Below are 23406 nucleotides of genomic sequence, written 5' to 3'. Positions count from 1 at the left end.
GACGTGATCTCTTCGCTCTATTGGCCGTATCTGGTCGCCGACTACTACCACGCGCTCGAAATCGTGAGCGCGGTAGTCGGCGTCGTCATTTTGCTATCGAGTCTCGACGACCTGTTCGTCGATCTCTGGTACTGGGTGCGCCAGATCTATCGGTCGCTGTTCATTCGGCGGCGCTACACGCCGTTGCAGGCGTCGCAGTTGCGTGCGGTGCGCGAGCAGCCGCTCGCGATCATGGTGCCCGCGTGGCTGGAGTACGACGTGATCGCGGCCATGCTCGAGAGCATGGTGGGTACACTCGAATACAAAAACTACATGATCTTCGTCGGCACGTACAAGAACGACGACAAGACGAAGACCGAAGTTGAGCGTATGCGCCGCCGGTATCGCCAGCTCGTGCACGTGCAGGTGCCGCACGACGGCCCAACCTGCAAGGCCGACTGTCTGAACTGGATCGTGCAGGCAATTTTCAAGCAGAACCAGTCGCAGCCCGAGCCGTTCGCGGGCGTGATTTTGCATGACAGTGAGGACGTGCTTCACCCGTTGGAGCTGAAGTACTACAACTACCTGATGCCGCGCATCGACTTCATTCAGTTGCCGGTGACATCGCTTGAGCGCGAGTGGTATGAACTCGTTGCCGGCACGTACATGGACGAGTTCGCCGAGTGGCACACCAAGGATCTGGTGGTGCGCGAGAGCATGTCGAAGATGGTGCCGTCGGCAGGCGTGGGAACTTGCTTCTCCCGCAGAGCGCTCGAAGAACTCGCGGCAGAGACAAACAACCAGCCGTTCAACACGGACACGTTGACCGAGGACTATGACATCGGTCAGCGTCTGTCGCAGCGCGGCATGAAGCAGATCTTCGGCAAGTTTCCGGTCGAGTATGTGACCAAGCGGACTTCGCTGTTCGGCTTCGGCAAGGAGAAGATTTCGACGATTAGCATGCCGCTGGGCATTCGCGAATACTTCCCCAACACGTTCAAGACCGCTTACCGTCAGAAGGCGCGCTGGACGCTGGGTATCGGCTTGCAGGGCTGGGCGCAGGTCGGCTGGGAAGGGTCGCTCGCCACGAAGTATCTGCTGTTTCGCGACCGCAAGGGTCTGGCGACATCGTTCGTGGCGATTCTCGCGTATGTGCTGCTGCTCAACTTCCTGATCTTCCTGCTCGCGGACAAGATGGGCTGGTGGAAGATTTATTACCCTTCGGTGTTCCCGGCGAACGGCTGGCTCGTGACGCTCATGGGGATCAACGCCGCAGCGCTCGCACTGCGCGTTTTTCAGCGCAGCTACTTCGTATTTCACATGTACGGCTGGGAGCACGCGTTGCTGGCGTTTCCGCGCATGGTCATCGGCAACTTCATCAACGCGATGGCGGCCGCCCGGGCATGGCGCTTATTCATCGTTCACCTGGTGACGGGCAAGCGGCTGGTCTGGGACAAGACGATGCACGATTTCCCGTCTACCGACCAGCTCTCGCAACAGCGTCAGCGTCTGGGCGAGCTGCTCATGTCATGGCAAGCCATCGACGAGACGAAGCTGGCGTATGCACTCGACGTGCAAAAGCGCGAAGGCCGCCAGCTTGGCGAGATTCTCATCGAGCAGGGCTGGCTGGACGAGGCAACGCTGCACGAGGCGATTTCATTCCAACAAGGCGTGCCGATTGTCCCGGCATCGCAAGCAGGACCCCCTAAACTGAGTAAGACGGCCACATGATGTTCTTCACCCGTTCCCTTTGCTACACCGCCGTGCTGGCCAGTCTGTCGGCCGGCGCGCTTGCGGCGCCAGCCAGCGCGGCCGTTGAAGCCCCGCTTGAAGGGCCGGCGTGGCAATTCGGGGACGCCGCATTCAAGGCGTACAACCGTAAGGACTACAAGGGCGCCGAGGCACAGGCCGCCAAGGCGCTGGCCTTGCGCCCGGACGTCACGAGATTGTGGTTGCTGCGTATCTACGCCTTGCAGAACATGGGGCGTACGAAGCAGGCGCTGGAGATGGCAGAACAGGCCATCGCTCAGGGGCACCGCGATCCGGCGCTGAGCGCGGCCCGCGAGAACCTGCGTGCGTCGCTCGCACCGAAAGCGGCGACAGGCAAGGGCGATGCCGTTGGCGGCACGATGCAGTCACCCGCGTATAAGGCAGGCGATTCGGCCTACAAGGCGTATGCCGCCGGCCGCTACGATGAGGCCGAACGCAACGCCCGGGAATCGCTTCGTCTGGCGCCTGGCAATTCGGGCATGCGCAGCCTGCTGATCTATTCGCTCGAGCGTCAGGACAAGGTGCAGGCTGCTGCCGATGAGGCCGATGCGGCTCTTCGTCTCACACCTGACGACGAAGCGTTTCAGGCGTTGCGCGATCGCATGCACCGGCGGCTCGCGCCGGCTCCCGCGATGGCGGCATGGGACGCTTACCGCGAGCGCGACTACACCAAGGCCGTCGGTCTGGCGCGTCAGGCTGTCCGGCAGGCCCCCGACGTGCAGAGCTATCACTATCTCCTCACTGGCGCGCTGCTGAGCGAAGGGCAATATGCGGAGGCCGACGCCGCCGCGTCCGATGCGCTTTCGCAGGACGGTGAGGATGCGCTGTCGCTCGCCATGCGCGGCTTTGCGCGGCAGAAACTCAATCGCCCGGACGACGCGCGCAAGGACCTCGACAAAGCCGTTGCACAGGACTGGCTCTCCGAGCCGCAACTCGCGACGGTCAAGCGCATTGCGTCCGACACGCTGCGCCCGGTCGACACGCGTCGCGTGCGCGGCCCGGCCGACGAAGCGCCGGTCGTCTTTTGTACGTCGGACTCGCAGGACGTGCTGTGCAACCTGTTGCCGGCGGGCTCCAGCCTCGCAGGCAGCGGCCCCGGCTACGAAGCGGCAGCGCAAGCCTATGCCTCGATGGCGAAGAAGGATTACGATGCAGCGGCAAAGTCCGCGCGTGAGGCGCTCGATGCTGCACCGGACAATCAAGCGTATCGTCTGCTGCTCGTCAACGCCCTTAGCCTGGCCGGGCGCAAGGATGAAGCCCGCGAGGTCTATGCGCCGATCGCCACGCGTACCGATGTGCCGCCGGAGAGCTTGCTCGACGCGGCTTACAGCGCCCAGCGTCTCTATGACAACAAGCAGGCGAGCTTTTGGTTCTCGCGCGCGATCGATGCCGCCGACGCTGGCCAGATCGAACTCGAACCGCAGGCACGGCAGAACGTGCGGCAGGCCGTGTCGGATCTCGATCGCACCTGGGGCTTCGTTGCGGCGCTTGGCTACGGCACCGTCGGCGTAATGAACTCGGCCTTTTCACCGTCGCTGAGCGCACGCAAGACCTTGCAGTCCTCGGAAGAGATCTACTGGCGTCCGCCCGTGATCGGCAACCGTGACGGCAGCACTTTCGAAGTCTACGCACGCATGAATCAGGCGCTGTACGACGGCACGGGAGGGGTGACCGGGCTCTCGACGAACCAGGGGGTGCTTGGCGCGCGCTGGAAGCCGTTCAGTCGCCAGAACTTCGTGTTTGCCGTTGAAAAATTCATTCCCGCCGGCAGCAACAGCCGTACCGACTGGCTACTGCGCGCGGCGTGGTCGGAAGGCGAGGGCGGCGCTCTGCGTGTCGACAAGTCGAATTGGCAGTACTGGCAGTTATATGCCGAAGGCGACTACTTCATCGACCACCCGCAGACGCTTGGCACTGCCGAAGCCCGCTACGGCCGCTCGTTCCGCATGGACAGCATCAACAGCAATCTTGTGCTCACCCCGTATCTGGGGGCCACCGCCGGATTCGACAGCCTGCTCGCGCAGCGCTTCACGATGGGCGTCGGTCCGGGCGTGACGGCACGCTGGTGGTTCCGTGAAGATAAGTATCATGCGCCGCAATCGTTCATCGATCTGAACGTGCAGTACCGCGTGCGCATCGCAGGCGACGATCGCTCCCAGGGCATCTTTGCCGGCCTCTATTTCTCTTATTGATGACGAATATGTTCGCATTGCTCAACCGTTTGCCGGGTGAAGGCAAAGCCCTGGCCGCAGCAGCACTGGCGGCCCTCGGCACAGCGGCGCACGCCGCCCCTGCCGACGATATCGCAAAGCTGTATGCGTTGCCGCCCGACGGGTCAGTCTACGTGCGTGTGCTCAACGTCGCCAACACGGCCGTCGGCGTGCAACTGGGCGCCGGCGCGAAGGCCGAGTCGCTCGCAGCGAACGACAAGATCGTGTCCGACTACCGCGTGCTACCGGGCGCTCAGGCGTATGTCCTCAAGGTGAACGGGCGCACCGTAGAGGTGGCGAGCAAGGCCCCGAAGGGCGGCTTCGTGACGCTGGTGGTGGACGGCGCGCAAGCGAGCGCACCGGTCAAGGTCATCACCGACGTGAGCACCGTGGTCGACGGTCTGAAGGCGGAGTTGGCGATATACAATCTCGTGCCCGGCTGCACCGCCAAGATCGGCGTGGCGAACGGTCCGACCGTTTTCCCGAATGTGGCCGACGGCACACGCGCTGCGCGTGCCATCAATCCCGTCTCGGCGTCGCTGGTGGGCGAATGTGCGGGACACGCCTCTGTGCCGCTGGCGCTTCCGCCGTTAAAGGGCGGTGACCGCTACAGCCTGTTCCTCGTGGGGACGGCACAGTCGCCCGTGCTGGTCGGGGCAACTAATCGGGTGCTGCCCTATCGGGCTAACTGAGGTTCGGCCTGAGCTATAGCACCTGTTGCGGTAACCGACGCGCGCAGGTGTCATCGTCAGAACACGACAATCCATCATCGTAAGCATCATGAAACTGAACGCTGATTTCCCGAGAAGTGCCCGGAAGCTGGTGTCTGGCCTGCTGGTCGCCTGCGCCTGCTTTGGCGCCGTGAGCGCTCAGGCGCAAGCCGTACTCATCGGTAAGGACGACTGGCTGTTCTATGCGCAGGACAACATGACCGACGCAGGCCGTGCCGGCATCGATAATTCGGTGAATCTCATGCGCTCGGCGCGCGATGCGCTCAAGGCCAAGGGCATCGGTCTGGTCATGATCGTGGCTCCGCTCAAGGCCCGTTTCTACGAAGACAAGCTGCCCGCAGGAACGGCCATGGCGCCGGCGGTACGCGATCGGTATGCGCAGATGATCGACAGCCTGCGTCGCGCCGATATTCAGACGGTCGATCTGATGCCTGTGCTCAAGGGTGTGGCGCACGACAACCAGACCGCGTTTTTCCAGAAGGACTCGCACTGGACCGCGTGGAGTGCCGAAGCGGCGGCCGCCGCGACCGCCGACGTCATCAAGAAAAACTGGTCGCTGACCGGCCAACCGGGCACCGGCAAGAAACTGGGCAATTGGATCAAGGAACGTCGTTTCGCCGATTTCGCAGACTTGATGACGGCCGCACAGCGTAAGGCGGTGGGGCAGGAAATCTACGTCGTGCGCTCGAACAAGGCCGAAGAAGGCGGTCTGCTGGACGATGTCGCTTCCCCGGTTCACGTGGTGGGCAACAGTTTCGTTCAGCCGTACCTCGGCTTCCCGCAGGCGCTCTCGGCGGATATTGACCGGCCGGTCGGGCTCACGTGGAAGTACGGCAATTTCGGGCCGTGGGCCGTGTTTGCGCAGTATCTGGAATCGCCGGCTTTCCAGCAGGCGCGTCCGCAAGTGGTGGTGTGGCAACTCAACGAAGTGCAGATGCTGTACGGCCCGAACACGAGCGGCCAGTGGGACGCCGCTTCGCTCATGACTGATGCTGCATGGCGCGAACGTGTCGCGGCCGCTATCGCCAAGTGATGCACCCATGAGCTTGTCGACTTCTTCGCCGGATGCCGTAACAGCACCGCTCGCGCAGGTCTCGCATCGACTGACGGCCTGGTGCTTCGGGTTGATGATGGTCATCGGCCTGATCTACGGCGTGTATGAGTCCGCCAAGGCCGGACTGGGCGATTTTGCGCCGAAAGCGTGGCTCGACGGCACGGCAGGAAAACGCCTCGATGCTTCGCTGGCCCTGCCGTTTCGCGACACGATGGAAACGGCAGACGCCGCCTGGCGCTACCGAGTGCTGGGACAACTGGGCACCCAGGTTCAGCAGGGGTGCCCGGGGTGGTTGTTCTACACCGACGGCGTGCGCGCACCCGTTGGGGATGTGCGCGCCGTGATTGACAAGCGCATTGCGTTGATGCGCAGGCTCACCGCGCAACTGCGTGCCGATAACGTCAAGGTGCTGGTGGTGACCGTCCCGGACAAGTCGCGTATCGCTGCGAACGCGCTTTGCGGCATGACGCGTCCCGTCGGCACCGTGATGGGACTCGCGCAGTGGCAGCAGGCACTCGACGTTGCCCACGTGGCGCATGTGGATCTTGCGCAAGTTCTGCAACCCATGCCCGATGCTTTCTATCGCACCGACGTGCACATGAATCAGACCGGTGCGGCCGTTGCAGCACAGGCCGTAGCGAAGGCGGCACTGCCGCTGGTGGGGGAGAAGGGCGAGTTGCGCTACGACATATCGCGCGCGCCGCGCGCCGTGCCGCGCGTGGGCGATCTGCTGGTGCTGGCCGGATTGGCGAAGGCCCCCGACGGTTGGCGTCCGGCCCCGGATAGTTACGTGCCGGAGACCTTCACGTTACCCGCCAGCGGTGGGTTGCTCGACGATGGCCCACCCGTCGAAGTGTTGCTGGCCGGCAGTTCGAATTCGCGTCGCAGCAACTTCGCCGAGCAATTGGGACAGTCGCTCGGTCAGTCTGTCTGGAATCAGAGTCGCGACGGCGGCAAGTTTGCCGATGCGCTCGTTCAGGCCATGCAGGAGCGCGAGCGCTGGCCGAAGAGCCTGAAGCTGGTGATTTGGGAGATGTCGGAGATGTCACTGCTCCAGCCGTTGACGGAGCAGGAGAAGGCGCTGCTGGATGACCGTTGAAGCACACGAGCGACATCGGGTACATCGAGGACAAGGCCAGACGTGCCTACGTTGTGATAGCGGCCGATAGGGTGAATATCGGCCCCGAAAGATTGCCAGGCGCGCGTTGCACGCCGTCATTTTTTCTCTCTGGATACGCTCATGCCGGAACTGAATTGGTTGCCTTGCTCGCCCGACTGGGCGCAGCAAGTGGATGCCTTGCCGAGGGATGTCGCGCCCGCATGGAGCGAGCTGACGAGGCTCGCCAACGAGAACCTGGACTTTGTGCAGACTGCGAAGCTCGACAAGCGTCTGATCAAGGCCTATGGCACGCAGGCGCCTACGGCGCTGACGACACCGCCGGTGCGTCTGGCCGTGCTCGGTTCGTCGACGATGGACCAGTTGCTGCCAGGGCTGCGCGTTGGCGCGTTGCGTCGCAATCTGTGGATGCAGATGTACGTGCCCGACTACGGCCAGTACCTGCGCGAAACTCTGGACCCGTCGTCCAGCCTTTACGCTTTCGCGCCCAACGTGGCGCTGTGCGCGTTCGATTCGCAGCATCTGATCGGCAATGAGACGGCGGCAATGACGGCCACCGATGCCGACGCAATCGTGGCGGGCGCGATCGACAATCTGCGTGAGCTGTGGCGTCGCCTGCGGGAGGATATTGGCGCTCACGTCATCCAGCAAACGCTGATGCCGACGCAGGTGGCGCTCATGGGCAACAACGAGCAACGCATGCCGGGCGCTGCGCGCTGGCTTACGCACCGTTTGAACAAGGCGATGCGTCAGGCTGCCGACGAGGCCGGTGTCGATATCCTTGCACTCGACGACGCATGCGAGCAAGACGGCCTGAACGCGTGGCACGATCCGCGTCTGTGGTTGCGCGCGAAACAGTACGTCACGCCAGCGGCAGCGCCGGCCTACGGCGATCTGGTGGCGCGTCTTATTGCTGCGCGCCGAGGTGCGAGTGCGAAGTGCCTCGTGCTCGATCTGGACAACACGCTGTGGGGTGGTGTGATCGGCGACGACGGTCTGGCGGGTATTGTGCTGGGCCAGGGTAACGGCGAAGGCGAAGCTTACGCGGCGTTCCAGCGCTATGCACGCGATCTGACGCGCCGGGGTGTGATCCTCGCCGTGTGCTCCAAGAACGACGAAGCCAACGCGCTGCAACCGTTCACGTCTCATCCGGAGATGGTGCTCAAGCGCGACGACATCGCATGCTTCGTGGCGAACTGGCAGGACAAGGCGAGCAATTTGCGCACGATCGCTTCGCAGCTCAATATCGGTCTCGATGCGCTGGTGTTCGCCGACGACAATCCGTTCGAGCGCAATCTGGTGCGGCGAGAACTGCCGATGGTGAACGTGCCGGAGATGCCGGAGGACCCGGCGTTGTACGCGTCGACGATCGCACGTGGCGGGTACTTTGAAGGCGTGACGCTGACCGCCGAAGATCGCGAGCGTGCCGGTCTGTATCAGGCGAACCTGCAGCGTGAAGCGATGCGTACGAGCCAGAAGGATCTGGCGTCTTATCTGGCCAGCTTGCAGATGGTACTCGAATGGAACACGTTCAACACCACCGATCTGCCGCGCGTCGTGCAGCTCATGGGCAAGACGAATCAGTTCAATCTGACAACGCGCCGTCACACGGAAGATGAAGTCCTGGAGATGATGCGCGATCCGCGCGCCGTACTGCTGCACTTCCGTCTGAAAGACAGTTTTGGCGACAACGGCATCATCGCGGTCATTGCGGCATTGCCGGACACGAAAGCCGGTGCCGAAGGCGACTGGCGTATCGACACGTGGCTGATGAGTTGCCGCGTGCTCGGCCGTGAGGTCGAGCGGGCCACGCTGGGCGTGCTGGCCGAGCAGGCGCGTGCCGCCGGGGCCAAACGGCTGATTGGCGAGTATATTCCGACAGCGAAGAACGGCATGGTCAAGCATCACTACCAGAATCTTGGCTTCGCATCGCTTGCAGAACACGAGAACGCCACCGAATGGGTGCTGGACCTTGGCGAGTTCTCTCCACAAAGTGCACCCATGGAAATCAGGAGCATGAAATGACCGACACCGAAATCCTCGACGCGCTGACCGATATCTTCCGCGACATTTTCGACGACGACGCCGTGACCATTACGCCACAATCGTCCGCAGCGGACTTCGACGCCTGGGATTCGCTCTCGAACGTCAACATCATGGTCGCGACCGAAATGCGTTTCGGCGTGCGTTTCAAGACTTCGGAAGTCGAGGGACTGAAAAACGTCGGTGAACTCATCGAGTTGATCAAGAAACAACTGGCTGCCAAGCGCTGAGCGCACGTCAGCCGTAAGGTCTCGCGACTATTCGATACAGATTCCCCGGTATGCTGTTCAATTCCCTGCCATTTCTCCTGCTGTTCCTGCCCATTTCGCTGGGCGGGTACTACCTCGCTGGAGCGTTGCGCCCCATCGCGGCCGCCGCATGGCTGTGCATCACCTCGCTGGTGTTCTATAGCTGGTGGAACCCGGTATTTGTGACGCTGCTGCTCGGGTCGATCGCGTTCAACTATGTCGTGAGCCTTGCCATTCTGTCGACGGAAAACCGCCCGCGCCTCCAATCGTGGATTCTGACGGGGGGCATCGTTGCGAATCTTGGGCTGCTCTTCTATTACAAGTATCTCGTCGCGTTACTCGACTTCCTCGCCGGATATGGCCTCGGCTCACATAGCGTGAGCGAGATGATCCTGCCGCTGGGAATCTCGTTCTTCACGTTCACGCAGCTCGGCTTTCTGCTCGATTGCCGCGCGGGTGTGGTCCGTGAGCGGGGTTTCGTGAGCTATGTGTTGTTCGTCACGTTCTTCCCGCACCTGATCGCCGGTCCGATTCTGCATCACAAGGAGATGATGCCGCAGTTCGCCGACCGGGAGAGCTACCGGTTCAAGGCCGAGAATCTGTCGATCGGCGCCACGCTGTTCATCATCGGTCTTGCCAAGAAGGTATTGCTCGCGGACAGCATCGCGCCGTGGGCCGAAGCAGGCTTCAATTCACCCGGCGAGTTGCAGTTTTTCGCGGCATGGGGCACGGCGCTGGCCTACGCGTTGCAACTGTACTTCGATTTTTCCGGCTATTCGGATATGGCGATGGGGCTGGCGAAGATGTTCGGCATCCGCTTCCCGCTCAACTTCAACTCGCCCTACAAGTCGACCGGCATCATCGAGTTCTGGACGCGCTTTCACATGACGCTCACGCGCTATCTGACGGCCTATCTTTACAACCCGGTTGCCATGACCATCACGCGCGCGCGCGCTCGCAAGGGGCTGTCGGTCGGGCGCAAGGCGACGGGGACGGCGCGCGGCTTTAGCAGCATGATCTTGTTTCCGACGGTCTTCACGATGGGACTCGCCGGTGTCTGGCACGGGGCCGGGTTGCAGTTCCTCATTTTCGGTCTGCTGCATGGCACGTATCTGAGCGTGAATCACGCGTGGCGCCAGTTCGGTCCGAAGCGTGCGCAACCGGCGACGGGATTCGCACGCGCAGGGTACGTCGTGCTTACCTTCCTGTGTGTGGTGTTCGCGCTGCTGTTCTTCCGCGCGCATAGCACGCACGATGCTTTCACGCTCGTTGGCAACTTGCTCGGCATGAACGGCCTTGAGCCGCTCGCTCCGGTGTTTTACCCGTTGCAGGCGTTGACGCACGCCGATCCGAGCTGGACGGCAGGCGACATTCTGCGTCTGTTCCTGGACCGCTGGAGTCAGGGCCTGCTGATCGCAGTGCTGCTCGTGGTGGTCTGGTGCGCGCCAAACTCGAATCAGATCATGAACGTGTACTCTCCTGCGCTGGAAGGGCCTGCCGCAGGCGCACCGCGCTGGCTGCAATGGCGTCCGACGCTGGTGTGGACCGTGCTGTCGACGGTCGTGCTGGCCTATGCCGCGCTCAATCTGCACAAGACGGCCCGCTTCCTATATTTCCAGTTCTGACGCCCGATCATGTTGACCGACCTTGGTTGCACCTTTCATCACATCGGCATTGCCTGCCGCGATCTCGATGCCGAACAGGCCTATTGGGAAGTGCTGGGCTATTCGTTGGAGTCGCCTGAGTTCGAAGACCCGATTCAGCGCGTGCGCGGACGCTTTCTGACGGGACCGGGGCCGCGTCTTGAACTGCTCGCGCCCAGCGCAGAAGGATCGCCCGTGGAGGGCGTGCTCAAGCGCCGTACGAAGATGTATCACCAGGCCTTCGAGACCCGCGAATTCGATCGCACGCTGGCGGCGCTGGAGGATACGGGCGCACGCCGTACGGCGGAGCCCGCGCCGGCGATTGCCTTCGGCGGCCGCCGCATCGTTTTCCTGTTCCTGCCTAACGGGAACATCATCGAAATCGTCGAAGCGGCCTGAACGTGCAGGCGTCTCTGAACGACGCCTGAGAACGTTCTAGCGCATCGCCGACTGCCAGCGGCGCAGCAGCGTGCGCGCTTGCGGCGTGTCGCCAAGCACCCACGGATCCACCGCGAAGGCGATCACCCGTTGCGCGCCATAGTCGCGTGCGATATCCCACTGCTTCTGCACGCGTGAGAAGCTCGCGGCATGTGCCTTGAAGTCGGTGCCATCCTTCTTGCCGTCCGGCGCGCTCTGGAACAGTTCCAGAATCAGATCGAACTTCGTGCCGCCCGAGAGGAAAAGCTCGCGAAGCGGGGCAAGGGCGTCGTAGTTCTCGACCCCCCATTCGCCGACGCCGTCCTGAATCATGGGGTAGACGTCGGTTCGATTCAGCAGTGTGCGCCACATGTCCTGCAATGTGCCCGGCCCCTGGAGATGGCTATAGAACGTGGAGATCGACGGGGCACGTCCGCAGGAATCGTGCGACAGGCGCGAGAGCGTGCCAAGCCAACTGGCGATCTTGTCGAGTCGCACCGGATCCGACCAACTGTATTGCTCCAGTTCGTAGGGCAGATACCAGCCGCGAAACGCCGGATGACGCGGCCACGCCGAGTCGCGCAAGGTGGCGGCGACACGGTCGTGCGCGTCGTTCAGATAGCTGTCGAGGGCGGTGGCGTCGGGGCTTCCGAGGACGGCCCACCAGCGTTCGTCGTAGGGCACCCCCAGATGCACCCCCATACCTTGGGCGGCACATTCATCGAGTAGACGCGAGAGAAATGCCGCCGAAGCCTGCCATTCGCTCGCCGAATTGCCGTACAGGGCGATCCATTGAACGAAGACTTCCTGGCACCCGAGCGCGCGTGTCATGGCAATGCGTGCACGCCACTGCTCGGGGCCCCAGTCCAGATGTTCGCGCCAGAGTTGCAGGAACGTGCCGCCGATGCCGACGGCGCGATCGCAGGCGGCCAGCGGCAGGCACATAGCGAGCGAGGCCGCTTGCAGCAGACGTCGGCGCATCGGGGAAGCAGGAGGGGCGAGCATTGCGGAATCGGCGAATGGAGTGAAGGGAACATTTGCGGCGCAAGCGCCAACGGCGTCATGCAGGCATCTTACCGTGGCCGGGCGCGAGGCCAAGGTTTGGCGGTTGCGGCGTCCAAGCGAAGTCGAGGTGATCCCCGGTACAATTCGGGACACTGTGCCTTACGGCGCCACCCTCAGGCGGCTCCGGCAGCGTTATCCCCTTCGAACGTTTTCCTTATGAGCAAACCTGCCCTCACCCTCAAGTTCAAGTGCACCAAGTGTGCCAAACCGGTCACGCTGTATTTGCAGAAGACGTCGGCCTGCTCGCATATCACGCCGTATCAGGGATGGTGCAAGTGCGGCCAATTGATGCGCCACGCCACGGGTGATACGCAAGCGGTGGCGTCGTTCGTCGATTCGATGGACCCGCTGTGGTCGCATCACCACCATCACCATCATTGACGGCACGGTTCCGCCCACCTCCTCATCCCCGCATAGTGCCTTCGGCACGTCCCCGGCCCGTCCCCCGGCGGGGCCATGTGGCTGGGGACGGAGCGTCTTCCGATAGCGTTCGCCGTTGCTGTCAGCGAGCGGTATTGACAGTCTGGCGTCCGCCGAGCCATGCCATGCGACGGCGGATGAGGGTTTGCGCAGGGGCTTCCAGCGCCCGATAGACCAGACGCGCCAGCGCGAAAACCACAACGAGATAGGCCGCGAGGAACCACGGGCTCATGGCGAGCGTCGCGCTGCCGATGCCGAACAGTGACAGCACGATCACGGTCGTCAACTGAAGCGGGAAGTGGATGAGATAGCTTGAGTAGGTCGTGTTGCCAAGGTTGGCAATCGGCCCGGCCAGCCGCTCGGGAATCCACGGCTCGACGACTTGCAGCAGAACAATCGACACGGGCGCAATGACCGTGGCCGCCAGATACTTCGTGCCGCCGAACACGATGCAAAAGCCGATCAAACCCAGATAGGCAGCGCAGCATAGCAACACCGTAGCAAGGCGCCGCGACTCAATCACGCGCCGCAGCCGGTCATACACCAGATGCACGCCGCCGCCCATGAAGAAATAGAAGGCGCAGAAAACGATGTTCGATTCGCTGCCCTTGATCTGGTGGTGGATCAACAGCCCGCCGGCGATGGCCGACAGGCCCATGAGCGACAACGTCCACACCAGCCCGATGCGGAAAAAACGCGCCAGCAGGAAGAACACGAGATAGATGACGATTTCCGTCGACACACTCCACACTGGCCCGTTGAACGAGTCGGTGTAAGGCGTGAGCCACCCCGATGCGAAGATCACATTGACGAAGAAATCGTAGGGCGTGTTGTACGGGTATACGAAAAACGCGTGATTCTCGCGCACGTAGACCGCCTGAAGCGCAGCAACCGCGACAAGCGTGACGATATGCAACGGATACAGCCGCGAGAAACGGTTCAGGAAGAACAGTCCGCCGGACACCCGGCGCGCGGCAATCTTCGCCAGATATCGGTTGAAGAAGATGAAGCCGGAGATCGTCCAGAAGACATTCACGCCGAGCCATCCGTAGTCGTAGAACGGATGGAGCAGGGCGTAGAAGGGCTGAGTGCTGCGTACGACGTCGATCGACGCCGTCGCCGGCTGAAAGAAGAAGTGCTGGTAATGCCAGATGAGAACGGCGAACGCGCTGAAGAATCGCAGGATCTCGATGCCGACCAACCGGTCTTGGGTACGGCTCATCGGTCTTATCCCTTGATTCCTTTCTCTCCGCGAAGTTTTCGCAGCATTTTGAGCCCCTTGCGTATGGCTGCAGAGTATATCTCTTTGCCCTTGAGCAACGGATCGACATGCCGGTCGTACGGCTGAATCGTGATCGGGAAGTAGGGCGACAGCTTGGCGACAACCTGATCGATCGGAATTTTCGTGTTGCTCTGAACGACTGCGAACATGCCATCGCTCTCGGGCGCGAAATAGTGCGCGGCGTCCCACTCCTGCATCTTGTCGGCGAACCACACGCTCTCGCTCGCGTGCAACGTGCGCTGCGGCGGCACTGCCTGCGTGTGATACCGATCGAGCAGTCCCGCGTGCTCGGCATTGAGCCAGTACAGCGTGTATTCCGTCCAGTCGATGGCGTAGTTGGCGAGCAGCACGCGCTTCCAGTCGGTACCGTTCACGGCTTCGAGCCGCTGCTGCAACGACAGGCAGAGCGAGCGAGACAACGTCGCGGGCGTCCACCAGACACCCTCGCGGTCCAGATGCGGGTCGACGTCGAGGAGCTTGGCCGACGCTTCCCAGTAGTACGGCTCGACGCTGCGCCCCTTGAGGTGCGTGACCGCACGGCCATCGACAATCAGCGAATTGAAGTCGAAGGCGTGCGTGGCGAAGCAATCCGGGTCGAAGATCAGGAAATACTCGGTCTCGATCCACTCCGGCGCGTTGATCTTGATGATCTGCTGGCGATGCCAGTTGCGGATCTGGTGGCGTTGCGAGAACTCGGCAAACGCCCCCATATACAGCGATTCGTCGATCACCTCGATGGGGAAGTCGGACCAGGCCTTGGCATAGCCCCTGACCTCGTCGACTTCGTCGTGCGGCACGATGATCACGAAGCGATGGAACAGGTCCGGCGTCGTGAAGTGGCGCAGCGACGAGAACAGGATGTCGCAGCGGCCGATATTGTCGGCGTAATGCCGTCCCCGTGTCTTGATCGGCAGAATCGCACTGATTTGTTGCATGGTGGGTCTGATGCCGACGGTTAGAAGAAGCGATAGACGAAGCTCGGGATATACCCGCGACGATGTGTGAGCGCCACGCCGATCAGTCGCCCGCCCGCGTCTTCGACTTGTGCCTTGAGTTCTGCGACGACCGGTTTGCGCGTCACTTCGGCCCGCACCACAAGCACCGTGGCATCGGCCAGCGAGGCGTTCTCGATACCGGTGAACGACTGGCTCGATGGCGGGGCATGGACGACGATGTAATCGTGCGACTCGCGCAGCGCCTCGAACAGACGGTTGACCTGCTGCCAAGACGACGGGATCGCCCCGCTGCGCGGCTGCGCGACGACAATGTTGTGGTCTTCCACCCGCGTGAACTTGAGATCGTCGATGGCGGCCGAGTCGGCTGGCGCGGTAGCGTCGGCGTTGAGCGTGCCGCTGCCGCCGTTCGACGGCCATGCCAGGAGGCCCTGCGCATTGGGTTTGCCATACGTCGGCGAATCCGGTGTGGAGGCGATGTCGAGGATCAGGATCGGCTTGGCCGTGCGATGTTCGAGTTCCGTGGTCAGACCCTGAATGACGGACGGCAGACCGTCGTTCTTGCCCGACGAGAGAGCCATGACGACCTTGGCGTGTGCGTCGGTGGCGCTATTGATCGCTGCAATCATGCGGCCGTAGGCCAGATGCGCCGGGCGCGCGAAAGCGGGTTCGGTGTCGGCGCTCGCGGCGTTCGCAGGATGCACGGCAGCGGCACCTGCCGCCCCTGTCGCGCCCGCCGCGCCTGCAACATCCGCCGCGCCGGTTCGCCGGTCGCCGCCGAGCAGCACCGGTGCGTTGACGACCGGCAGAAGCAACGCGCGTTCCACCTGTTCTGGACTCAGGAAAGTCTCACGCATGCTCGCCATAATCAGCACCGTCAGCGCGGAAATCAGCAGGCCGGCGACGATCGATGCGGCAATCAGGAGGCTGGCCGAAACGCTGCGCTGCGATGGCGGGAACGGTGCCTGAATCACGCGCACGTTCGTGCCGTTGATCTGGCTCACCTGCCCTTGCTGCACGCGCGCGAGTTCGACCTGACGCGAGCGGTCCTTGAAGCTGTCGGCAAGAATGTCGTGGCGTGCCTGCAACTGACTCAACTGGCTCGAAACATCGCTCATCCCTTGCAGTTTGGATCGCGTTTGCTTGATCTGATCGTCGAGCGCACTTTGCTGTGCGAGGCCGCCTGCAATGCTCGCGTTGAGAACCGCCAGACGTTCCTGCACCACGTCGTAGTAGTTGTTGTGGCCCAGACGCGTCGCCGTCATCATCTGCTGCTTCTGGTTCGCGATATTGGCGCGCATGTCGGCAATCTGCTTGTCGAGCTGCTGCACGAAGGGCGACGTCGGCAAATAGCGCGAAGCAAAGTCGGCACGCTTGGTCTCCAACTCCATGAGCGTGACCTGCATGCCGTTGATCGCACGGCTGGATTCGGAATCATCCGCGTAAATCGGAATGGTCGAGCGCACGTCCTTGGTCGACGTCTGCAACGACTTCAGTTCGCTGCGGTCCTGCGCCAGCTTGGCGTCGGTTTCCAGCTTGCGTTGCACGAGTTCGGCCTCGAGCTGCACGGCGCGCGATGTCTGGTCGTCGATCTTGACGATGCCGTGCTTTTTCTGGAACGCGAGCAAATCGGCGTCGGCCTTGTCGAGTTGCTTGCCCACGTCGTCGCGCTGGCTGACCAGCAGATTGACACGGCCCGAGGTGAAAATCGACGCGCGTTGGCGGAAATACTTGTCGAGCAGACGCGCCAGGGCGTCAGCCGCCACTTTCGGATCAGTGTCCGAATAGGTCAGCGAGATGGTGTTGGCGAGGTCGTTCTGCTCGATGTGCAGGCGGCGCTCGAAATTCTGCAATTCGCGATTGATGTCGCTTTCGGTCGCCCCCGGACCCAATTTCGACAGAATCACATCCCGGTGCAGTTCCGGGCTCGACAGAATCTGGGCTTCGACGCCGTTCAACTGGCCGGGCGGCGGCTGCATCGATACGCCAGGATTCGGGTTGTTGGTCTGGTCGTAATAACCCGCGTTGAGCACCAGCAGCGTGGCTTGCGCCTTGTACGGAATGGGCACGAACAGGGCGGCGAGAATGCCGATGGCAACGATTGCGAGAAATACGGTTGTCGCAATCTTGCGGTAATAGAAGAATGTATTGAGATAATCCCGGATCGTCACGTCGACGACAGCGGCACGCCGGTCAGGCCTTGTTCTAGTCGTAATTGCCATAGAGATGCAAGAAGCGGAAAGGTTGCCCGGCCATTTCGGATGGTTGCCAGGCGCATATCTTACGGAAGAAAGTCCCCGAAAAGTCCCCCCGAAACCTGTATTGTCCTATAAATCCGACGCCGTTTTATCGCGCTTGGCGAGACGGCCGAACTGCTCTAGAGTACGCTCCAAACCGTGAAACTCCTCGGCTTCCTGCCACCTGTCCAATGAATATTCTCCGCCCGACCTGCGTACTGGTGCTGACGATGCTGACGGCATGCACCCACACGTGGGTTGACACGAAATACCAGCAAGCCGATCGCTTCGCCACCTGGGTCGACGCCACGCCGAGCCCGTACCGGTTGCTGGCCGGCGACGACATCTCGGTGGTTCTGCCATTCAACGTCGAACTCAACTACAAGGGCCGCGTTGCCCCGGATGGCACGATCGCCATGCCGTTCGCCGGTAATCTGCCGGCCGCAGGCCAGACGCTCGCCCAATTCGGCGAGACGGTCAACCGCGCCCTGGCGACCAACGGCATGACGGCCAACGCACACGCGATTGTCGCTGTGACGCAGACCGCCGCGCACATTTTCGTGGGCGGCGAAGTGGGCAAGCCCGGCGAGTTGGCGCTCACGCCGGGCATGAGCGTGATGCAGGCGGTCATCACCGCACAGGGTCTGCTCGATACGGCTCGCACCGGCGAAATCGTGCTGATTCGCCGCAGCCCGGACGGTCGTCCGATGTTACGTACGGTCGACGTCAAGGCGCTCACCCAGCAGGGCGACCCGGCGCAGGACATCGTTCTGCAATCCAACGACACGATCTTCGTGCCGAAGTCGTCGATTGCCGAAGTGGATCTGTGGGTCGACCAGTTCATCAACAAGGGCCTGCCGTTCCAGAAGAACGTGAATTACGACATCAACGGCGCACGCAGCTTCTGATGCCCCCTCTCGTCCGGTTGCCGCAAACGCACAGCGGTAGCCGGACTCGCCAAGTCTAACCACCGAATTCAACCACTTCGTGACAGCCGGGCCGCAAACCCTCGACATGAACTCCTCGGCACCCAGCGATACGACGGACGCACTGCCGCCCGTCTTCGCGGGTGACTTGCCGCGCACGTTTGTCGTCGGGTGTCTGGTCATACTCCTGCCGTTGTTCGGCCAGACCTTCCATTACATTACGGCGCTGTATCCGTTATGGGCGCTCTCCAAGGCGTTCCCGATACTCACGCTGCCGCTTGTGCTGCGCCTGGGCAGTCAGCCGCGTTTTCCGATGACCCGGCAAGTGCTGCTGAGCTTCGCCTGGCTGCTACTGGTGCCGAGCTTCGCCGCCGTCATCTATTTCCACGAGAGTGTCTTCGTGAGCGTCACGGCGCAAGTGAAGCTGCTGCCGATTCTGTATTTCTTCTCGTTTCTCGCGCTGCTTCTGATGCTCAAGCCCACGTTGAACGAGTTGGCGCGCAGCTTCCTGATTCTGGGCGCGGCCATCGTCGGCGCGCTGATCGTCATGTGGATCGTGGTGCCTGCCAGTTGGTACAAGGAAACCTACGTCTTCGGTCAGGCGCCATTCTTCACCAGCGACAGTCGCGGGCATCGCATCCGGATGTCGATGTATTTCCCGTTCATCCTGTTGTTTTTTTGTTACCGCCGCGCATTTTTTGAGCGGCACCTCGGCTATCTCGCCGGCGCGCTTGTCGGACTGGCCGTCGCGCTGCTGATCGTGAAGTCTCGCGCGCTGGCCATCGGTATCATGGGCGTGCTGGTCATCAACACGTTCGTTTGGGCACGCCCGCGTGCACGTATCGGGTTGCTGCTCGTCGCGCCTGTCGCGCTGGCTGCAATTTTCTCGATGGGGTATCTGGCGACGATTTTCAGCGCCGGTACCGAAACCGGGTTCGATACGCGTCGCATTTCGGCGCAATTGGCCACCCGCTTTCTCGGTGACGACTGGATGCGCTGGTTGTTTGGCGTGGGCACCATCAGCCCGGCGAGCGGCGATACGCTCACGACCTACTTCCACCATTTCTTCTTCCTGGCGGACATTACCTGGCTGGGCATTGTGTTCGAGTTCGGCCTGATCGGCGCATTGCTCATCGTTTGCCTGCAACTGCGGGGGCTGTTCTTCTACCGGCGCTTACGCGTGGAAGTGGAAGACGATTTCCTTGGCGCGCTATACGACTATCTCGTCTTTGTCCTGCTGGCCTCGTTCTTTTACCCCCCAACGCTTGCGCCAGGCGAGACCGCCGTCATTCTGGCCATATTTGCCTACATCTGGCGCGCAGGCGGTTTCGATCATCGTGCAGATCTCCGGAGTCTCCATGCGCCGCGTGTTGCCGCGCCGTAGTGCGTGTCCCAAATTGATTCATCTGGTGGGCGCGGCCGTGCTGTTGTCGGCGGCAGCTTGCACGAACGCGACCCCTGGCGAACCGCTGCCGGTCGCCATTGCGGTGGACGCCGCCGCGAATCGTCATCCAATCAACCCGCTGGTCTACGGCATCAATTTCGGCACGACGGCGATGCTGCAGGACTTGCGTGCGCCGCTCAATCGCTCGGGCGGGAACAGCGCATCGGCCTACAACTGGCGGCTCGACGCGCGTAACGCGGGCCGCGACTGGTATTACGAAAGCCTGCCGGTGAATCCGGCCGATATCAATGACCAGTTCGGCGATCGCTTCGTTGCGCTGACGCAGGCCGGAGGCGCGACCCCCATCATCACGATTTCGATGCTGGGGCGCGTAGCCACACTGTCACGCGCCCGAGAACGGCTGGCCAGTTTCTCGATTGCCAAGTACGGTCCGCAACAGAACCACGACGTGGACGGCATGACCGACGCGGGCAACGGCATCCTGCGAGACGGCACGCCCGTCGTCAACGATCCGAACGACGCCACCGTGCCCGACGATCCGGCGAGCCAGCAGGCCCGTGTCACAGCGATGGTGCAACAGTTCGGGCCGGCGCGTGCGGGGGGCGTGCGGTACTACGCCATGGATAACGAGCCCAGCATGTGGCAACTGATCCACAACAATTCGCATCCTGTTGGCGCCCACGCGAGCGAAATTGCCGCGAAGGTGATCGCCTATTCGCATGCGGTGAAGACGGCAGACCCGGGTGCGAAGGTGCTCGCGCCGGAAGAATGGGGCTGGAACGGTTACCTCTATAGCGGGTTCGATCAGCAGCATTCGATCAAACACGGCTATGCGCAAGCCCCGGACCGTCAACACGAAACCGGCGGCATGCCTTATATCCCGTGGCTGCTCACGCAGTGGAAGAAGGCCGGCCGTCCGGTCGACATCTTCAGTCTGCACTTCTACCCGCAGAGCAAGGAGTACGAGGAGCCGGCCGGCAGCAATTCGCAGGCTATCGCGCTCATGCGCAACCGCTCTACGCGCAACCTGTGGGACCCGAATTACAAAGACCCGACGTGGATCAACAGCGTGGTCGCGCTGATTCCGATGATGCGTCAATGGGTCGACACGTATTACTACCCCGGCACACCCATTGCGCTGACCGAGTACAACTGGGGGGCGGATACCCGCATGAACGGGGCGACGGCGCAGGCCGACATTCTGGGCATTTTCGGCAGAGAAAGGCTGGATATGGCGACTCGCTGGGGCACGCTCGATCCGTCAATGCCGGTCTATAAGGCGATCAAGCTGTATCGCAATTACGATGGCCAGGGAGGTGAATTCGGCTCGACCAGTGTCGCTGCCACTGCTCCGGACCCCGACACCGTTTCAGCGTTTGCCGCGCTGCGAGAGAAGGACGGCGCCTTGACCGTCGTTGTCATCAACAAGCAACTCGAACGCGCCGCTCAGGCCACGATTTCGCTGGCCAACTTCGCACAGACGGGCACGGGGGAAGTCTGGCGTTTGGCAGACAATCAATTGACGCGCCAACCGGATGCCACGTATTCCGGCGGCGAGTTGCGTGCCGATTTGCCGGCCCAGAGCATCATGCTCTTCGTATTGCGCAAGCCGGTGAAGTGATATGACGCAGACGCGCACGCCGCCGGGCAAGACGGGCGCTTCGATGATTCGCGGCAGCGTGGTCAGCCTGGGCGTTCGCTTGCTCGACCTGCCCAGCCGCTACGGTTTTCACCTGCTGATCGCAGCGGCGCTCGGCGTTGTCGATACCGGCAACTTCTACATCGTCTTCAGCACGATGGTAGCGCTCGCGGGGTTCGGGCGATTGGGGATCGATCAGGCGCTCACGCGTCAGTTGGCGATGGACGTCGCGTCAGGGCAGTTCGGCGCCGTTCGTCCTACGATTCGACGCGCGCTGGGGCTGGTCTTCTTCGCGTCGGTGGCGGTATCGGTCTTGCTGGCCGCCGCAGCCGCGCTGTTTGCGCACGACGTGCTGAGGAAGCCGGAGCTGACGGTACCGCTTATGCTGGGGGCGCTCTCGTTCGTTCCTCAGAACGTGGGGGCGGCGCTCGCTGGCGCGCTCGCCGGATTGCAGCGCGTGGGCTACAGCCAGATGATCTATTCGTGGCTCTGGCCCGCGGTGTTTTGCGTGGCAGTCATCCCGCTGGTGGTCACAGGGCACCTGACAGTGGCGAATGCTCTTGTCCTGATCGCCGTGAGCTTCACGCTTGCTGCGATTGCCGGTGCTGTGCTGCTGCGACGGTTCCTGCGCGAGATTCCGGCAGACATGCCGCACGGTGTCCTCCCTGGCTTGCTAAAGCCCGGCCTGTCGCTCTTCTCGCTGGAGCTGACCAAGCTGCTGATTACCTCGGCGCCCGCCATCGTTCTCGGGATTGTCGCCACCTCGCGCGAGACGGGGCTTTTCGCGCTCGCGTGGCGTCTGGCGCTGGTCGTCAACATTTTGATCAGCGGCGTGACCGGGATGGCCGCTCCGCGATTCGCGAGCCTCTATGCGCGTCATGATTTGCCGGGGCTCGAACGAAGTGCTGCACAAGCCATCGGACTGGTGCTGTGTCTGGCGCTGCCGGTGACGCTGGGCATGTTGGTCATGCCGCAGCACCTGCTGGGTCTGTTCGGCCACGGCTATGACGACGGCGCAAGCGCATTGCGCGTGCTGGCCCTCGGGCAGATTGCCGCGGCTTGTTTCACCGCGATGCCCGAACTGCTGGGCATGACGGCGCATACGCGCGCACTCATGCGTATCAACGTGGTATCGGTCGGCGTGCTGTTGCTGGGTCTTGCGGTATTGACGCCCATCGGCGGAAGCGTTGGGGCGTCGGTGGCGGCGTCGCTCGCGATTGCCGTGAACGGCGCCGCCGCAGCGTGGGCGGCACGCCGTCTGCTCGGCGTGTCGCCGTTCACCACGCTCTGGCACTGGACGGCGGGGCGTGTCGCCCGCCGTTGATCAGGACCGTACCGCTTCTGCCTGAAGGGCCTCGCGCCACGGCGTCCACGTCAAACCGAAGGTCTTTTCTGCCAGACTGGCATCGAGGCAAATGTCTTGCTGCCAGAGGCGAGCGAGCGACGGCGGCAGTGCCGGCGGCAATGCCCTCAGGCCGATCTTGCGGCCTGCGATCTCGGCAATCTTGAGCGCGGGCGCGAGCAGTTTCGTCTCGATCTTCAGACGACGTCCACCGATGCGTTTGACGGGCGTCGCGCCCAGCGCCTTCGCGTAGGCGATGAAATACTCGTTCCAGCGTGGCGCGTTCGCCATGGCGAGGTTATATGCGCGGCCACCGGCCTCGGGTTGGCGCAACGCGCTGAGCGCGGCGGCAACGACATCGTCGACGTGCACCAGATTGCTGTGCGCGTCGCCCGCCGCACCGAGATCGCCGAGGCGGCCCGCGCGCAGAAGTTGCGCGATGCGCGCCGACCACTGCGGGCTGCCACCGCCGTAGACGCATCCCGGGCGGAACAGCGAGACCGCCGGCAGGCCCGCGAGCACTTGCTCGGCTTCCACCTTCGCCATGCCGTAAGGACTTGCCCCCGCGAGTGCCGCCGTCTCGTCGATTCGGCCTTCGGCCGTGCCATACACCGCCATCGAACTGAAATACACCACCGGTAACGGAGTGCTGTGTGCGTCGAGCGCGCCGCGCAGCGCGCGGGCGTTGGCAACGATGGTATCCGGCGAACCGGCGACGCAGTTCACCACACCGTCGGCATCGGCGAGTGCTGCGCCGAAGGAGGTGGCGCTGAGCGCGTCGACGGCGCGCAGGCCGGTGTCGACGCGGCGGGACGCGGCAATCGGTTCGGCCCAATCGGTGGCAGCAAGGGCGTTGACGACGTGGCGGCCGATGAAGCCGGTTGCGCCGGTGACGAGGATGCGGGCTTTCATGTGGCGGGCGGAA

The 23406-nt window shown here is 62.6% G+C and carries 19 protein-coding genes; 14 read left to right on the top strand and 5 right to left on the bottom strand.

Going from position 1 to position 23406, the window contains the following annotated elements:
• Positions 1-3: 3 nt before the first annotated feature.
• From C266_RS09285 to C266_RS09245, 9 genes are all read left to right on the top strand, one after another.
• Positions 4-1710: a glycosyl transferase family protein gene (locus tag C266_RS09285; RefSeq protein ID WP_010808735.1), complete on the top strand. Its 1707-nt coding sequence runs from the start codon at positions 4-6 to the stop codon at positions 1708-1710.
• Entirely contained in the window at positions 1707-3941 is a 2235-nt protein-coding gene (locus C266_RS09280) for a tetratricopeptide repeat protein (protein ID WP_010808734.1), read from the top strand. The genes C266_RS09285 and C266_RS09280 overlap by 4 nt, the downstream gene beginning before the upstream one ends.
• 8 nt (positions 3942-3949) lie before the next feature.
• Positions 3950-4651, top strand: a complete 702-nt coding sequence (locus tag C266_RS09275; protein WP_168162885.1) for an alginate O-acetyltransferase AlgF — start codon at positions 3950-3952, stop codon at positions 4649-4651.
• 88 nt (positions 4652-4739) lie between these two features.
• Complete coding sequence (locus C266_RS09270; RefSeq protein ID WP_010808732.1) at positions 4740-5723, top strand: twin-arginine translocation pathway signal; 984 nt, start codon at positions 4740-4742, stop codon at positions 5721-5723.
• A 7-nt stretch (positions 5724-5730) separates the two neighbouring features.
• Positions 5731-6843, top strand: a complete 1113-nt coding sequence (locus tag C266_RS09265; RefSeq protein ID WP_010808731.1) for a cell morphology protein — start codon at positions 5731-5733, stop codon at positions 6841-6843.
• Between the two features lie 141 nt (positions 6844-6984).
• Positions 6985-8886 (top strand): HAD family hydrolase, encoded by a 1902-nt coding sequence (locus C266_RS09260; RefSeq protein WP_010808730.1) that lies wholly within the window; start codon positions 6985-6987, stop codon positions 8884-8886.
• Entirely contained in the window at positions 8883-9134 is a 252-nt protein-coding gene (locus C266_RS09255; protein ID WP_010808729.1) for an acyl carrier protein, read from the top strand. Before C266_RS09260 ends, C266_RS09255 begins: the two co-directional genes overlap by 4 nt.
• A 50-nt stretch (positions 9135-9184) precedes the next feature.
• Positions 9185-10777 (top strand): MBOAT family protein, encoded by a 1593-nt coding sequence (locus C266_RS09250; protein WP_010808728.1) that lies wholly within the window; start codon positions 9185-9187, stop codon positions 10775-10777.
• Between the two features lie 9 nt (positions 10778-10786).
• Entirely contained in the window at positions 10787-11194 is a 408-nt protein-coding gene (locus C266_RS09245; RefSeq protein WP_010808727.1) for a VOC family protein, read from the top strand.
• 36 nt (positions 11195-11230) lie between these two features.
• Here C266_RS09245 and C266_RS09240 read toward each other — a convergent pair whose 3' ends face one another.
• The gene (locus tag C266_RS09240; RefSeq protein WP_036662284.1) at positions 11231-12217 is read right to left on the bottom strand and encodes a DUF4434 domain-containing protein; all 987 of its coding nucleotides are present in this window, start codon (positions 12215-12217) and stop codon (positions 11231-11233) included.
• 216 nt (positions 12218-12433) lie between these two features.
• Here C266_RS09240 and C266_RS09235 point away from each other — a divergent pair, with 216 nt between their 5' ends.
• Positions 12434-12658 carry a hypothetical protein gene (locus tag C266_RS09235; protein ID WP_010808725.1) on the top strand — a complete coding sequence of 75 codons (225 nt, stop codon included), beginning with the start codon at positions 12434-12436 and terminating at the stop codon, positions 12656-12658.
• 121 nt (positions 12659-12779) lie between these two features.
• Here the strand turns inward: C266_RS09235 and C266_RS09230 are convergent, their stop codons facing one another.
• Genes C266_RS09230 through C266_RS09220 form a run of 3 tightly spaced genes read right to left on the bottom strand, consistent with a single transcriptional unit; the run spans position 12780 to position 17154 of the window.
• Positions 12780-13919: an acyltransferase gene (locus C266_RS09230; protein ID WP_010808724.1), complete on the bottom strand. Its 1140-nt coding sequence runs from the start codon at positions 13917-13919 to the stop codon at positions 12780-12782.
• A gap of 5 nt (positions 13920-13924) precedes the next feature.
• Positions 13925-14914 (bottom strand): DUF6492 family protein, encoded by a 990-nt coding sequence (locus C266_RS09225; RefSeq protein WP_010808723.1) that lies wholly within the window; start codon positions 14912-14914, stop codon positions 13925-13927.
• Between the two features lie 20 nt (positions 14915-14934).
• A complete protein-coding gene (locus C266_RS09220) occupies positions 14935-17154 on the bottom strand; it encodes a hypothetical protein (RefSeq protein ID WP_081636226.1) in 2220 nt (739 codons plus the stop codon).
• A gap of 206 nt (positions 17155-17360) precedes the next feature.
• Here C266_RS09220 and C266_RS09215 point away from each other — a divergent pair, with 206 nt between their 5' ends.
• The 4 genes from C266_RS09215 to C266_RS09200 all read left to right on the top strand — a co-directional run bounded on the left by C266_RS09215 (position 17361) and on the right by C266_RS09200 (position 22463).
• On the top strand, positions 17361-18077 hold the full coding sequence (locus C266_RS09215) for a polysaccharide biosynthesis/export family protein (protein WP_010808721.1): 717 nt from the start codon (positions 17361-17363) through the stop codon (positions 18075-18077).
• Between the two features lie 106 nt (positions 18078-18183).
• Positions 18184-19479: a hypothetical protein gene (locus C266_RS09210; RefSeq protein WP_010808720.1), complete on the top strand. Its 1296-nt coding sequence runs from the start codon at positions 18184-18186 to the stop codon at positions 19477-19479.
• The gene (locus C266_RS09205; protein WP_010808719.1) at positions 19454-21121 is read left to right on the top strand and encodes a glycoside hydrolase family 44 protein; all 1668 of its coding nucleotides are present in this window, start codon (positions 19454-19456) and stop codon (positions 21119-21121) included. The genes C266_RS09210 and C266_RS09205 overlap by 26 nt, the downstream gene beginning before the upstream one ends.
• Before the next feature lies 1 nt (position 21122).
• The gene (locus C266_RS09200) at positions 21123-22463 is read left to right on the top strand and encodes an oligosaccharide flippase family protein (RefSeq protein ID WP_010808718.1); all 1341 of its coding nucleotides are present in this window, start codon (positions 21123-21125) and stop codon (positions 22461-22463) included.
• Here the strand turns inward: C266_RS09200 and C266_RS09195 are convergent, their stop codons facing one another.
• Positions 22464-23393 carry an NAD(P)-dependent oxidoreductase gene (locus C266_RS09195; RefSeq protein WP_010808717.1) on the bottom strand — a complete coding sequence of 310 codons (930 nt, stop codon included), beginning with the start codon at positions 23391-23393 and terminating at the stop codon, positions 22464-22466. It lies immediately after the preceding gene.
• Positions 23394-23406 lie beyond the last annotated feature (13 nt).

This window comes from Pandoraea sp. SD6-2 (assembly GCF_000389825.1).
GTDB lineage: Bacteria > Pseudomonadota > Gammaproteobacteria > Burkholderiales > Burkholderiaceae > Pandoraea > Pandoraea communis.
This window is presented reverse-complemented; position numbering and strand designations above follow the sequence as displayed.

Excerpts from the sequence above, each read along its gene's own strand:
- C266_RS09255 (WP_010808729.1), top strand. The coding sequence starts at position 8,883 with ATGACCGACACCGAAATCCTCGACGCGCTGACCGATATCTTCCGCGAC.
- C266_RS09260 (WP_010808730.1), top strand. The coding sequence starts at position 6,985 with ATGCCGGAACTGAATTGGTTGCCTTGCTCGCCCGACTGGGCGCAGCAA.
- C266_RS09245 (WP_010808727.1), top strand. The coding sequence starts at position 10,787 with ATGTTGACCGACCTTGGTTGCACCTTTCATCACATCGGCATTGCCTGC.
- C266_RS09215 (WP_010808721.1), top strand. The coding sequence starts at position 17,361 with ATGAATATTCTCCGCCCGACCTGCGTACTGGTGCTGACGATGCTGACG.
- C266_RS09220 (WP_081636226.1), bottom strand. The coding sequence starts at position 17,154 with ATGGCAATTACGACTAGAACAAGGCCTGACCGGCGTGCCGCTGTCGTC.
- C266_RS09240 (WP_036662284.1), bottom strand. The coding sequence starts at position 12,217 with ATGCTCGCCCCTCCTGCTTCCCCGATGCGCCGACGTCTGCTGCAAGCG.
- C266_RS09195 (WP_010808717.1), bottom strand. The coding sequence starts at position 23,393 with ATGAAAGCCCGCATCCTCGTCACCGGCGCAACCGGCTTCATCGGCCGC.
- C266_RS09235 (WP_010808725.1), top strand. The coding sequence starts at position 12,434 with ATGAGCAAACCTGCCCTCACCCTCAAGTTCAAGTGCACCAAGTGTGCC.
- C266_RS09225 (WP_010808723.1), bottom strand. The coding sequence starts at position 14,914 with ATGCAACAAATCAGTGCGATTCTGCCGATCAAGACACGGGGACGGCAT.
- C266_RS09250 (WP_010808728.1), top strand. The coding sequence starts at position 9,185 with ATGCTGTTCAATTCCCTGCCATTTCTCCTGCTGTTCCTGCCCATTTCG.
- C266_RS09210 (WP_010808720.1), top strand. The coding sequence starts at position 18,184 with ATGAACTCCTCGGCACCCAGCGATACGACGGACGCACTGCCGCCCGTC.
- C266_RS09270 (WP_010808732.1), top strand. The coding sequence starts at position 4,740 with ATGAAACTGAACGCTGATTTCCCGAGAAGTGCCCGGAAGCTGGTGTCT.
- C266_RS09265 (WP_010808731.1), top strand. The coding sequence starts at position 5,731 with ATGAGCTTGTCGACTTCTTCGCCGGATGCCGTAACAGCACCGCTCGCG.
- C266_RS09205 (WP_010808719.1), top strand. The coding sequence starts at position 19,454 with ATGCGCCGCGTGTTGCCGCGCCGTAGTGCGTGTCCCAAATTGATTCAT.
- C266_RS09230 (WP_010808724.1), bottom strand. The coding sequence starts at position 13,919 with ATGAGCCGTACCCAAGACCGGTTGGTCGGCATCGAGATCCTGCGATTC.
- C266_RS09200 (WP_010808718.1), top strand. The coding sequence starts at position 21,123 with ATGACGCAGACGCGCACGCCGCCGGGCAAGACGGGCGCTTCGATGATT.
- C266_RS09275 (WP_168162885.1), top strand. The coding sequence starts at position 3,950 with ATGTTCGCATTGCTCAACCGTTTGCCGGGTGAAGGCAAAGCCCTGGCC.
- C266_RS09280 (WP_010808734.1), top strand. The coding sequence starts at position 1,707 with ATGATGTTCTTCACCCGTTCCCTTTGCTACACCGCCGTGCTGGCCAGT.